The following is an 11,522-nucleotide window of genomic DNA, read 5'->3' as shown; positions in this document are numbered from 1 at the left end:
GGATAAATCAATGGCGTTAGTCGTTGAGCCTAGCAACCCTCTGCAACTCTCGTTGTTTGAGTGGATAAATGGTCAGGTAACTGGCTGTTCAGAATCTCCCACTATAGCCCGTAGGGTTTAGTGGGGGAGTATGTCAATACGAGGATTTACAAACAGGGGGCGATCGCATCAGCAACAGGACTTACGCAAATTTCTGGCCAATCTCTCAGTTTTTCGTTGAGGCAAGGGGCTTAAGCCCCTTGTTTGTGTGTGTCCCTGCGTAAATCCTGAGTGATCTAGGCGTTGACTAATTCCGAGAGCCAATGGACGAGATTGAGTCGATGGAGAATGATTTGGCGGGCTTCAGCGATCGCCGCCTGGGCCTCATGCCAGGCATCAAGAGTAGACGTAACCTCCCGAATATAGGCCGCCCCCGCCGCGTCTAAACTGGGCAAGCGCAGAAAACTCCCAGGGGGCAAGAGGCGATCGGCCGCCGAGCCGCCATGGTAAATCGGCAAACACCAACCCAGCAGCGCATCCCACAGCTTTTCACTCACATACCAATCATTCTCGGCGTAGTTCTCAATGGCGAGGTTGTAATAGTAGGGGCCGAGGGCGTTGGCTTTGTTCACCAGTTCGCCGCGACCTTGGGCCCAGGCTGGGAGACCGCGCCCATACAGATCAAAGGGGGTTTCGGTGTCGCGCAGGAGTTTGAGGAAGGCGAGGCGATCGCGGTGACATTGGGTGCGATTAATCCCGGAGGTGATCCAGCAGCAGCGTTCAGTTTTTTCCGGCGGGCCGAGGCTATCCAGTTCCCGAAAACCGCGATTGTAGTACCAAATGGCGGGCATCGGTTCTGAGATCGGGGCCCAATCATCAGGGCCCGACACATAGCCGCAATAGTGCTGGGCTTGGGCGTAGGCGGTGCGGCGATCGCGATCTTTTTCCGGGAAAGGCGGTTCACGCACGAGGGAGATGATCCGCTCTTTGGGCAGTTGAGCAAGGCGATCGCGCATCCTAGCATTCTGTACCGCTTGGGCCTGGCGTTGGGCGCGAACACTGCGCCGCCAGCGTTGCCCCAGGGGAATCGGGGCGGGTTCGGTGGGGAAATCGTGGAAATTGTAGAGCAGCAGATAATCCGGTTTTTGAGACGGGGCGAGGATTTGGATCTTGCCCCACCGGCCGCAGGGATGGGGGGTTTGCGACCAGAGCCAATCCCCTTGGGTCAAGCCCCCGTAACTGCTGATCATGCCAATGGTAAGCGGTGCGGTCATCGTCAATTCCCCATATTCTCGCTCTAGCCTAGCCGATCTCGTGGCGATCGCGACCGGAAAAAGACGGCCCCTGAATCACAGCGATCGCACCAACCGCACCCCCACAAAAATTTCCCGCACCCAAGGCTGATACCAATTGCGAAAACTATTGCGCAGCCCCCAGGGTCGCGTCGCCCAACTCCCCCCCCGCATCACCTGATGTTGCCCATCAAAATAGGCCGCCGAATAGCCCCGATAGGGATAGGCCTCAAATCCTGGATAGGGCGCGAAGGGGGTCGCCGTCCATTCCCAAGCATTGCCCAATAAATCCCAGCAGCCGGTTTTGCTTTGGCCTTGGGGGTAGGCATTGACGGCGGTGGTATGGCCGATCTGGGTGTCAAAATTGCCGTGGTGGGGTTGGGGGGGATCTTCGCCCCAAGGATAGGGCCACAGGGTTGCACGGCTGCCATTGCTCCCGGCGGCTTTTTCCCATTCCCATTCCGTGGGTAGACGTTTGCCGACAAAATGGGCATAGGCTTCGGCTTCGTAGTAACTGATGCCGCAGACGGGGTGATGCTGCCCGGCGGGATCGGGCTGCCAATGGAGGGGTTGGGTGATGGCGTGGGTGGTGCGCCACTGCCACCCGGCCGCGCTCCAATGGTCGGGGTTTTGGTAACCGTCGGCGGCGATGAACTCGTGATATTGGCCCTGGGTGACGGGAAAGCGATCGCATTCAAACCCATCCACCCAAACCCGTTGGGCCGGTCGTTCATTATCCTGGGCATGGATGCGATCGCACCCCACCACCACCGTTCCGGCCGGAATGATCACGCTGTCAAAGTCGGGACTGGGTAGGGCGGTGGCCGGGAGCGTGGGTAAACCGGTGGCGAGGCGATGGAGAAAGGCCACGGTTTCGTTATGCTGGCTTTCGTGCTGCAACAGCCACACCCAGAGGCGGGCTTGTTGGTCTACCGGAGCGCGATCGAGATAGGCAAACACCCGCGATCGCACTTCCGCCAGATAGTCCAAGATCCAGCCCCGATCCGGTAACTGTTGCCGCTCGGCCTTGGGTAAACTATCTGCCGCAAAGAGACGATTTAAGGTGGGATCGAGGGGCTTTTCTCCGGCGCACTGCTGCAAAATCCACAGTTCTTCAGTCCAGCCAAGATGCCCCAAATGCCACCCCAGCGGGCTGTAGTCGCCGTGCAATTGGGGGCAGAACTGCGCAGCGGTGATGGTGTCGAACAGGGCGAGGGTGCGATCGCGGCAGGCGGCCCAATGGTGACGCAGGACGATACGGAGGGCAGCGCGATCGCCGCCTGGGATCAAGAAGGCCGGATCAAAGGGGGGTAATGGTGACATCAAGACTCGGTTCCACAATTAAACGACTTTGGGGCGGACAGGGCTGCCAATTGCCTGCAAATAAGGGTTCAGAGGCGAGAATCACCGCCTCCGGATAGTGGGGATCATTTTGGAGCCAGTAGAGGGTTGGCAGGATGTCAAAATTGGCGTAGCGGCAGGCAATGAGACGATCGCCCGTGCTGGCGATCGTGGTGGCGGTAAATTTGCAAAAGGGCGATCGCGCCAAGTCCCCGATTTGATGCAGAGCCGCTGCGATCGCCTCCTCTAAAGGCATTTGGGCTAAATAGGTCAGCACCAACGCATAGAGATATTCTGAATCCGTACTCCCCTGCACCCATTCATCCGCCTTTTCACTGAGCAAATTCCGAATCGGGCGGCGCAAGGTATGGCGAAACCGGTCAATATAGCCGTTATGACTAAACAGTAAATGCCCCTTACTAAACGGCTGGCAATTGCCCAAATCCACCGCCAAACCCGGCGTGGCACTGCGCACATACCCCACCATGCAGCGCGTTTCCACATAGCGCGTCAAATGGGGTAAATTCACATCATTCCAGATCGGGCAGGTGTTTTTATAGAGATAGGGCAATTCAGCGCGATCGCGGTGATACCACCCCAACCCAAAGCCGTCGGCATTGAGTAGGGCCTCCTGCATTTCTTGGGGGGCATAGCTTTGCACCACAAGGGAATGGGGCGGTTTAATCACAATGCGATCCAGTTGCAGGGGAGGGCCAAGATACGCCAATAAACGACACATGGGGCAAAAAATGACGATAAACAGAGCAAAAAAAAGCCGATATCATCAGGCTTTCAGCCTTAACTGTATCCCAAATATTCCCCGGCGATCCGTTGCGGTGCGATCGCAGCCGCCACCCCAACCCGTGATCCTCCCTCGCTAAACTAGGGTGAGAAAATTTGCGTCCCTATCCCTTGTTGGCCATTCTATGGAACACCGCCCCCACGAAACCCTGATCACCCACCTCATTGAACCCATCGTGATCCTGTTGACGGGATGGTGTGGCGCGATCGTCCTCGTGGGGATTCTTCTGGATCGCGCTCACCGCTTAGGTGATCCGACCCTGTGGCGGCTCGGTGGGGGGGTGATTCTCGGCGGCAGTGCGATCGCACTGTGGCACTATTGGCGCAACCATCCCCCCAGCATCACCCCCCTGCGCCATGCCATCCACCCCGCCCGCCCCGCTGAAAAACTCTTTCTCCTCACCACCGTCGCGATCCTGGGACTCAACCTGATCCTCTGCACCATCCTCTATCCGTACAACGTTGATAGTGCAGCCTATCTCCTACCCCGCGCCCTCTACTACATCCAACACCAAAGCACCGATTTTTTTGATGCTAACTATTGGGCCCAAATCACCCATCCGGTCTATGGTGCGTATTTGAACATTGCCGCTTGGATGCTGTTGGGTTGGGAGCAGTCGGTTAATTTGGTTCAATATTTGGGCGGTGTGGGGGGCGCGGTGGCGATGGTGGGGATTGCGTTGCAGTTGAGCGATCGCATCTTGCCCGCCCTCCTCGCCGGTGGTGTCTTTTTGAACCTAACCATTGTCAACTTGCAAATGACCACCACCCAAGTGGAATTGTTGATGGGGGGATTGTTGGCCGGGGCGGTGTTCTTTGGCCTCCGGTGGGTTCAACGCCCGACCCTCCGGTATGCTCTACCCACGGCCCTCTGTTTTGGTCTGGCTCTGGGGATGAAAAGCTCGGCCTTGCTCTACGGCCCCGCCTTGGTGTTCTTGCTCCTGTGGTATCAGGGGCGATCGCTGCGTCGTCCCTTCCTCTGGACATTTTGCGCCGTTTTATTGGGCGTGCTGCTGATTGTCTTCGCGACCGCAGGCTATGCCCAAAACCTCCACCAGTTTGGCGACCCCATCGGCCCGGAACTCGTCTACACCGAACATTCCCTCCCTGACATTTCCCTCCCCCAACGGCTGCACCTCGGCTTGATCAACATGGTGCGCTACGGCTCCCAACTGATTTCCCTCGATGGTCTCCCGGCCTGGGGCTGGATTCACTCGATCCATTCCGGGTTACAACGCCTGTTCCTGTTCCCCTTTCAGCAGTTGGGGCTACCGATTGACCAAGCCCAGTGGGCGCGATCGCCCTTCCTCCTCGATCAACCCCTCGCCCAAGAAGATGTGTCCTATTGGGGGGTGTTGGGCCTGTTGATTGTGCCGGCCCTTGGGTTTGCATGGATGCGATCGCTGCGATCGTTCCTGCCCCTGTCCCTTAGTTTCCTGATCTTCCTCGCCACCCAAGCCCTCACCTCCCAATACGACCCGTGGCGGGGTCGCTATTTCATTGCCGGGGCGGTGTTCGCCGTGCCGCTGGTGGTGCAATGGTGGCAGATTGACCGCCCCCGGCTCATGCAACGGGGGGTTGCACTGTTCACCTCGCTGATCCTGATTACCGCGTCCATCTCTTCGATCACTACGCTCCTCTTTCGCGAAGCCTACCCCCTGATCCCCACCCAACAGGGAGAACAGCATTGGCCCTCAGTGTTCCAACTCAACCGCATTGAACAGTTAACGCGGGGCAATTTACCCCTCGCCCATGCCTTGGGGCGGGTGGGGAACTGGCTCGACGCACACCCCCAGCAGCGGCTGTATACGGTGCTGCCCAAAAGTTTCCCGGAATATCCCCTCTTTCAGGGTCAAACCGTTGTCCCGTTGAATGGTTTTGTGGCGGGGTTTGATCCAGGGGCGATCGCATCTCTACCGCCGGGACTCCTGCTCTATCACGACACCCTTTACACTGAACCTCAACCGAGCGATCGCGCCTTTGGGCATCACCTCTGGGGTCGGGTGATTGGGGATGATTCGCCGCCCCCATGACTTCAGGCCGACGGGCGGTTATAGCAGTGGTCGAGATCGTTAAGCCAGGCAAGGGGCTTAAGCCCCTTGTTCCCATACCCTTGTCCTAATCTCTTCGACTCGTGCTATATCAGTGCGGCTGGGTTTGCCAAAACTCTTCGATGCTGTGGCCGAGTTCGTTGAGCATTTCATGGAGGAGGGGCAAACTGAGGCCAATCACGTTACTGTGGCAGCCGTCGAGCTTTTCCACAAACAGACCGCCTTGGCCGTCGATCGCAAAACACCCGGCGCAGTTCATCGGCTCCCCGGTCGCTACATAGGCTTCAATGATGCGATCGCTAATCGGGGCAAATTTAACCTGAGTGATGCCGCAGCGAATCACCGATTTTCCGGTCGTGCCGTCAAACAAGGCGTGACCGGTGTAGAGGGTTCCCACATTGCCGCGCATCTGTTGCCAACGTGCGATCGCAACTGCCGGCGTTTCCGGTTTACCGTGGATCTCGCCCCCAATCGACAACACCGAATCACACCCCAACACCAACGCCTGGGAATAGCGAGGTAACACACACTCCGCCTTACACCGCGCCAAGGTATTCACCAACTCCACCGGATCAGCGATCTGCACTTGGTCTTCATCAAAGCCACTTTTACAGGTCAGGGCAGGAATCCCCGCTTGGGCGAGCAGTTGTTGACGGGCGGTGGAAGCAGAAGCAAGTACAAAATCCATAGCACAAGAGCGATCGGGTTGATCCAAATTTTGCCACGATTCACCCCCAAAACAACCCTCGTCAACCCTCACCCTCGTGTCATGGCTCTGCCATGACGTGCTGCTAGTGCAGCGTCAATGCCAAGAATCAGGATGTTTGTAGGGTGCTGTTAGCGTAACGCACCGTCACGTTGAGTGTTGGACATTCAATACAATCTGAATATTAAGTCTTGACTCTGTACTAGGGCGGCTCTGCCACCGCCAAGCAGACCAGCGGCAGAGCCGCCCAGGGACATAACCTGGCAGAGCCAGGTCACGAGGAATGACGAGGATTAACCCGCCCAGCCGTCGCCGGGTTGGTAACTGTGCAAAATCCGGCCGGCACTGTGGCGCAGGGGATAGTAGCGGGCCCCGATTTCGCTGCCGTTGGCCGTGAATGGATCAATCCCAATCCCATTACGGCCCCGTTGCACGCCGGAACTGTGGAGATAGTCCCCATCGCCCAGATAGAGCGCCACATGGGAAATGCGGCTTTTCTCTGGTTCTTGGAAAAAGAGCAGATCCCCCGCTTGGAGTTCCTCAAACGCGATCGCTGTCGTGAATGCCCCCTGTTGATAGGAATCGCGGGGCAACCACACGCCCACCGAGGCAAAGGCCGCCTGCATCAGGCCGGAACAGTCGTAATTGGGCGCAACCGTGCCGCCCCAAAGGTAGTGATGGGGTTGAGCCATGGCAGCGCGGGCAAAGGCGATCGCACCTTCGATCCGGCGTTCAATATCATCCCGCTCGACCCGCACGGCTTGATAGGGTTCGGGGGCGGGTGCGATCAAGGTGCGATCGCTGAGATCCAACCAAGCCAGATAATCATCCTCGCAAAGCTGCACCTGTACCGCATTCTCCGCCGTTCCGATAATTCGCAACTGCCGCCCCGCTGCGGCTTGGGTCGCCAACCCGGTACAGGCCGACGAGGTGTAGAGATTAAGATTTTCGCCACAACGGTACTCCCCGCTAGGAGAGGGGGCAAAATGGGGGGAAGTTGGCATCACTCAAGGATTTCATGCTGTTTTTTCAGAACGACGCGACCCTCGAACAACTCGGACAGGATGTACTCGCCGCCGCTTGGGCCAAGTTTCCGGGCCTGGCTCGCAATCAGATCGCGCTCACCTGGATAGTGTATGACGATCCGGTGATTGTGAATACGGGCGGGGCGATTTCCTCCGGGGAGTTTTGGGGCTATCCGGTGCGGGGCTTTAGCTATCGGGGCGTGGAGCGGATTTATCCGGCCAGTGTGGTCAAGTTGTTTTACCTGGTGGCGATTCAGGAATGGCTGGAAAAAGAGATGGTTCCGTCGTCGCCGGAACTGGAGCGGGCGATCGCCGATATGATCATCGATTCGAGCAACGATGCCACGAGTTTGGTGGTGGATGTGCTCAGTGGGACGACGAGCGGGCCGGAGTTGCCGCCGGATTTATTCGCGGCCTGGGCGAAACAGCGTCAGATTATCAATCGGTATTACCAAGCCCTGGGCTGGGAAGAGTTGCGCGGGGTGAATATTAATCAAAAAACCTGGGGCGATGGCCCCTACGGGCGAGAGCGGCAGTTTGTGGGGGAAACCTTGGAAAACCGCAATATGTTGACGACGGATGCGATCGCTCGCCTGCTCCATAGCATCATCGGGGGCGTGGCGGTGTCGCGCGATCGCTGTCAAGCGATGATGAAACTCCTCCGGCGCTCCGCCCAGGCCAGCGAACTCCCCGCCAACGAAGAAAACCAAGTGATGGGCTTCATCGGGGAAGGTCTGCCCAGTCAAACCAAAATTTGGTCTAAGGCCGGTTGGACATCCCGCGTCCGCCATGATGCCGCCTACATCGAAGCCCCCTACACCCAGCCCTATCTCCTCGTCATCTTCACCGAAGGCCGCCTCAACAGCCAAAACCGCGAAATCATCCCCTTCATCTCCCACACCATCCTCCAAAAAATGACCGATCTATGATCGCCCTGTCACGGATCTCAAACGCTGCGATCGCTGTCTGGATTGGGGTTGAAACTGTCCTTGAGTATTGCCCCATAGCGATCGGCGGTGGCGTGAAGCCAGTCCGCAAGATGTTCCCATTGATTTGGATCGTGATATTGACCGGATAAGGTGCTGGGGAAGTCATGGCCCTGCATCTGTGAACTTTCCAGTTGATTCTCAATTCATACCAATGTGTCGTCCTGGGGATTGCGAGCCAAAATATCAGCGGCAAACGTTTCGACGGGAACCTCTTGCCCTTCAAGTTCGAGGGGAATGCCAATCTTTTCCGCAAGTTGATCGAGATGCTTCGCCAGCCAAGGCGTAAAGTTTTGAGCTTCGTTTTGCCAGGCTTTCCGGAGATTGACGTTAACTAGAGAACCCAGGTGGGGAATGTCCATGTGACCACATCCATGAGGTGTTGAGACTGTTAAGCGGACGGTGCGATCGCCTATCAGAAATTACACTTGGCGATCGCGAATAAATTGATGCAGCACTGTTGAGATCAGTACTGAGACCGAAACTCCCGATTGTTGAGCAAAAATGCGAAAGGCTTGGAGATCATCCAAGGGCAGCTCAATGTTAACGAATTCTAGGGCATTGAGCTGAACCTGGGCATCCTGTTGATACTGTGCGATCGCATTATTCAGATCAGGAATAGACCGCCATTCACCGAGTTCAACAGACTCTAAAATCGCTAATTCTTCAACATCTAACGGGGTCATTGTTAATCTCCTAAGTACTTTCGCTTTAGTTTCCGACTGGGAATAATCGTCTTCAGAAAGATTTCACTCTCAAATTCAACGAATGGCACAAGATAAACGTATTGATTCATGTTGAGAATGAAAATTCTCTGATTTGGATATTTTTGGCGGTTAGGGTGTTCAATAATATCAAGAATTTGATCCTGTTGAATTGCCCGTAATACTTGCTCAAAGCTGACTCCTCTCTCTGCTTGCACCTGTTGATTTTTATCGGCATTCCAGCAAAAAGGCTTCATTGATACTTTAGCAATTTTTAACGTATTTGATCGTTCAAAGCAGGGGAGCCTAGACGGTGATCGCATCGTTCAGATCCGCAAGAGACCGCCATTTACCCCATTCAACAGACTCTCAAATTACTCATTTTATAGCAGTGGACAACTTGATGCGGACAGGCAAGGGGCTTAAGCCCCTTGTTCCAGAGTTTCTGAATGTCCTGAATGTCCCGGCTAGTGCTAAGTAGGAGGGACGAATTATTGGTAAGATTCAGCAATGCCTGGAAACGTTAAACCCTTGTGCAGCATGGGTTACACAGATTGAGCTATTTTTCATTTAATTGAGCCTACCCACCTATATCAGCTCATCATCAGAGGTAGGAGAATTTAAAAGATGATCGCTTCAAACAGATCCGTTCAGAGAATCTTGATATTGAGGTGAGCGTGGCATCATCATGCTTAACACTTTTGGGCGATCGCTGTCCATTAACTCCCCCCAATGCAAAACAGCGCGTCTTTCTCGGTGAAAGACGCGCTGTTGCTATTGGTTGGGAATTCAATTCAAGGGGGCGCGATCGCACCTTCACAGAACACCTACGCAGCTACTAATTGCCGATCCAGTTCGAGGAGTTTTTTAACCCGGTCTTCGGTGCTGGGGTGAGTGGAAAAGAGTTTCGCAAGGGTGTCGCCACTGCCGCCGCCGAAGATCAGCAGGGTTTGAAAGGCAGGATTTCCGGGCATCGGTTGTTTTTTGGCGGCCTGTTCGAGGCGTTGCAGCGCACTGATCAGAGCGCGGGGATTCCCCGTCAGACGGGCAGCGCCAGCATCGGCACTGAATTCACGGGTGCGAGAAATGCCCAGTTGTAAGATCGTCGCGGCCAAGGGGGCCACAATAATCGTCAGTAACAGACCGAAACCGTTGCTATTTTCGCGATCGCGCCCACCGCCAAAGAACATGAGGCTATAGCTGGCCATCTGGGCGAGGAAGGCGATCGCCCCGGCGATCGTTGCTGCCACCGCTTGGGTCAGGGTGTCACGGTTGATCACATGGCTCAATTCGTGGGCGAGTACCGCTTCCACTTCCGCCGGGGTCAACAGCTTGAGCAATCCTTCCGTGACGGCGACGGCAGCATGGTCAGGATCGCGCCCGGTGGCGAAGGCGTTGGCCGCCTCGGTGGGCACAACATATACAGCGGGCATTGGTAGATCAGCTTTGCGGCTCAAGGTCTCCACGATGCGATAGAGATCCGGGGCTTGGGCGACGGTGACGGGTTGGGCTTGGTAAGCGGCGAGGGCGATGCGATCGGAGTAATACCAAGAGCCAAAATTCGTCAGGGCAGCCAGTCCAACCCCTAACATGGCCCCGCCCCAGCCTCCGATGATCGTGTAGCTAATCCCGATCAAAAGCGCACTGAGGACAGTCAAGAGAATCAACGTTTTGGTTTGGTTAAACATGGCGGTTTGGGAGGTTGCTTTGTATGACTTGATCCTAGCGATCGCGCTTCCTCCCCGGCTAGGGTAAAATCCGTCCTTGTCAGGGTCGGGCAAACCCGTAAAACGGCTTAAGATTTGATCCCGGATCGGTGCAGATTTCGCATAATCGAAAGTATCAGTTTCAGCCCAAGGAGAATCATCCATGAGTGACACCAACACCCCCGAACAGCCCCGCCCAGGTATCCGCGTCGAAGAACGTCCCTGGGGAACGGTCACCGTCCTCGAAGAAGGCCCCCGCTATCGGATCAACCGGATCGAAGTCAAGCCCCAACACCACATCAGCACCCAAATGCACTACCACCGCAGCGAGCATTGGGTGGTGGTGTCGGGAACAGCGCGGCTCATTTGTGACGGCAAAGAAACATTATTAATGCAAAAACAATCCACCTATGTGCCGATGAATGTGCAGCACCGGGTCGAAAATCCGGGGGTGATTCCCTTGGTGATGATTGAGGTACAAAATGGGGAATTTTTGGGCGACGAAGATATTATTCGCCTGCCGGATCAGGAGAGTTAATGACCCCGTAATCGGTGGGTTACGGCGGATTGCTAAATTGCAGTGATAACGGGAGTTTAAGCCGCCCAACCCACCCTACAATCAAGCCTGATTTTAGCAATGCCATGACACTGCATTTATAGCAATCAACAAGGGCATTAAGACAGGCAAGGGGCTTAGGACAGGCAAGGGGCTTAGGACAGGCAAGGGGCTTAAGCCCCTTGTTCCAGAGTCTCTGAATGTCCTAACCGCCCTGGCTAGTGCTTAATTGGCTCTTGACATCCTCACCGGGCTAAAGCCACAGTGATTCCTAAGATTCACATCTTAGGTTTCTGCTTCATAGCAACAGCCTCCACCCGCAAGGAGTTTATGGTCTTACGTTCGCTCCACAGACTATCCCCGCTAGCCCAGCGG

At 55.7% G+C, this 11,522-nt stretch carries 13 protein-coding genes; 3 read left to right on the top strand and 10 right to left on the bottom strand.

What is annotated here, in order from left to right; genetic code table 11:
- Positions 1-275: 275 nt before the first annotated feature.
- The 3 genes from PN477_RS09225 to egtC all read right to left on the bottom strand — a co-directional run bounded on the left by PN477_RS09225 (position 276) and on the right by egtC (position 3,351).
- The gene (locus PN477_RS09225; protein ID WP_272120353.1) at positions 276-1,253 is read right to left on the bottom strand and encodes a glycosyltransferase family 10 domain-containing protein; all 978 of its coding nucleotides are present in this window, start codon (positions 1,251-1,253) and stop codon (positions 276-278) included.
- Between the two features lie 75 nt (positions 1,254-1,328).
- Positions 1,329-2,594, bottom strand: coding sequence for an SUMF1/EgtB/PvdO family nonheme iron enzyme (locus PN477_RS09220; RefSeq protein WP_272120351.1), 1,266 nt, complete (start codon positions 2,592-2,594; stop codon positions 1,329-1,331).
- Entirely contained in the window at positions 2,572-3,351 is a 780-nt protein-coding gene (gene egtC / locus PN477_RS09215; RefSeq protein WP_272120349.1) for an ergothioneine biosynthesis protein EgtC, read from the bottom strand. The genes PN477_RS09220 and egtC overlap by 23 nt, the downstream gene beginning before the upstream one ends.
- Before the next feature lie 187 nt (positions 3,352-3,538).
- On the opposite strand from egtC, the gene PN477_RS09210 reads away from it, so the two are divergent.
- Entirely contained in the window at positions 3,539-5,446 is a 1,908-nt protein-coding gene (locus PN477_RS09210) for an ArnT family glycosyltransferase (protein WP_272120346.1), read from the top strand.
- Positions 5,447-5,555: 109 nt separating this feature from the next.
- Here the strand turns inward: PN477_RS09210 and PN477_RS09205 are convergent, their stop codons facing one another.
- Positions 5,556-6,152 carry a Maf family protein gene (locus tag PN477_RS09205; protein ID WP_272120345.1) on the bottom strand — a complete coding sequence of 199 codons (597 nt, stop codon included), beginning with the start codon at positions 6,150-6,152 and terminating at the stop codon, positions 5,556-5,558.
- Between the two features lie 311 nt (positions 6,153-6,463).
- Positions 6,464-7,174, bottom strand: a complete 711-nt coding sequence (locus tag PN477_RS09200; RefSeq protein WP_272120344.1) for a C40 family peptidase — start codon at positions 7,172-7,174, stop codon at positions 6,464-6,466.
- A 14-nt stretch (positions 7,175-7,188) separates the two neighbouring features.
- On the opposite strand from PN477_RS09200, the gene PN477_RS09195 reads away from it, so the two are divergent.
- On the top strand, positions 7,189-8,124 hold the full coding sequence (locus PN477_RS09195) for a serine hydrolase (RefSeq protein WP_272120342.1): 936 nt from the start codon (positions 7,189-7,191) through the stop codon (positions 8,122-8,124).
- A gap of 17 nt (positions 8,125-8,141) precedes the next feature.
- Here the strand turns inward: PN477_RS09195 and PN477_RS09190 are convergent, their stop codons facing one another.
- The 5 genes from PN477_RS09190 to PN477_RS09170 all read right to left on the bottom strand — a co-directional run bounded on the left by PN477_RS09190 (position 8,142) and on the right by PN477_RS09170 (position 10,573).
- Positions 8,142-8,300: a hypothetical protein gene (locus PN477_RS09190; RefSeq protein WP_272120340.1), complete on the bottom strand. Its 159-nt coding sequence runs from the start codon at positions 8,298-8,300 to the stop codon at positions 8,142-8,144.
- Between the two features lie 27 nt (positions 8,301-8,327).
- Complete coding sequence (locus PN477_RS09185; protein ID WP_272120338.1) at positions 8,328-8,543, bottom strand: hypothetical protein; 216 nt, start codon at positions 8,541-8,543, stop codon at positions 8,328-8,330.
- 60 nt (positions 8,544-8,603) lie between these two features.
- Positions 8,604-8,867, bottom strand: coding sequence for a hypothetical protein (locus PN477_RS09180; protein WP_272120336.1), 264 nt, complete (start codon positions 8,865-8,867; stop codon positions 8,604-8,606).
- 2 nt (positions 8,868-8,869) lie between these two features.
- Positions 8,870-9,142 carry a BrnT family toxin gene (locus PN477_RS09175; RefSeq protein WP_272120334.1) on the bottom strand — a complete coding sequence of 91 codons (273 nt, stop codon included), beginning with the start codon at positions 9,140-9,142 and terminating at the stop codon, positions 8,870-8,872.
- A gap of 570 nt (positions 9,143-9,712) precedes the next feature.
- On the bottom strand, positions 9,713-10,573 hold the full coding sequence (locus PN477_RS09170) for a M48 family metalloprotease (protein ID WP_272120332.1): 861 nt from the start codon (positions 10,571-10,573) through the stop codon (positions 9,713-9,715).
- Positions 10,574-10,754: 181 nt separating this feature from the next.
- On the opposite strand from PN477_RS09170, the gene PN477_RS09165 reads away from it, so the two are divergent.
- Positions 10,755-11,129, top strand: a complete 375-nt coding sequence (locus tag PN477_RS09165; RefSeq protein WP_272120330.1) for a phosphomannose isomerase type II C-terminal cupin domain — start codon at positions 10,755-10,757, stop codon at positions 11,127-11,129.
- Positions 11,130-11,522 lie beyond the last annotated feature (393 nt).

The organism is Spirulina subsalsa CS-330, assembly GCF_028330765.1.
Taxonomy (GTDB): domain Bacteria; phylum Cyanobacteriota; class Cyanobacteriia; order Cyanobacteriales; family Spirulinaceae; genus Spirulina; species Spirulina subsalsa_A.
Note: the sequence above shows the minus strand (reverse complement) of the source record. Positions and strands in the feature narration are given on the sequence as shown.

Bases quoted from the DNA above. Each gene is read 5' to 3' on its own strand.
- PN477_RS09200 (WP_272120344.1), bottom strand. From the start codon at position 7,174: ATGCCAACTTCCCCCCATTTTGCCCCCTCTCCTAGCGGGGAGTACCGT.
- PN477_RS09175 (WP_272120334.1), bottom strand. From the start codon at position 9,142: ATGAAGCCTTTTTGCTGGAATGCCGATAAAAATCAACAGGTGCAAGCA.
- PN477_RS09195 (WP_272120342.1), top strand. From the start codon at position 7,189: ATGCTGTTTTTTCAGAACGACGCGACCCTCGAACAACTCGGACAGGAT.
- PN477_RS09205 (WP_272120345.1), bottom strand. From the start codon at position 6,152: ATGGATTTTGTACTTGCTTCTGCTTCCACCGCCCGTCAACAACTGCTC.
- PN477_RS09210 (WP_272120346.1), top strand. From the start codon at position 3,539: ATGGAACACCGCCCCCACGAAACCCTGATCACCCACCTCATTGAACCC.
- PN477_RS09220 (WP_272120351.1), bottom strand. From the start codon at position 2,594: ATGTCACCATTACCCCCCTTTGATCCGGCCTTCTTGATCCCAGGCGGC.
- PN477_RS09225 (WP_272120353.1), bottom strand. From the start codon at position 1,253: ATGACCGCACCGCTTACCATTGGCATGATCAGCAGTTACGGGGGCTTG.
- PN477_RS09185 (WP_272120338.1), bottom strand. From the start codon at position 8,543: ATGGACATTCCCCACCTGGGTTCTCTAGTTAACGTCAATCTCCGGAAA.
- PN477_RS09170 (WP_272120332.1), bottom strand. From the start codon at position 10,573: ATGTTTAACCAAACCAAAACGTTGATTCTCTTGACTGTCCTCAGTGCG.
- egtC (WP_272120349.1), bottom strand. From the start codon at position 3,351: ATGTGTCGTTTATTGGCGTATCTTGGCCCTCCCCTGCAACTGGATCGC.
- PN477_RS09165 (WP_272120330.1), top strand. From the start codon at position 10,755: ATGAGTGACACCAACACCCCCGAACAGCCCCGCCCAGGTATCCGCGTC.
- PN477_RS09180 (WP_272120336.1), bottom strand. From the start codon at position 8,867: ATGACCCCGTTAGATGTTGAAGAATTAGCGATTTTAGAGTCTGTTGAA.
- PN477_RS09190 (WP_272120340.1), bottom strand. From the start codon at position 8,300: ATGCAGGGCCATGACTTCCCCAGCACCTTATCCGGTCAATATCACGAT.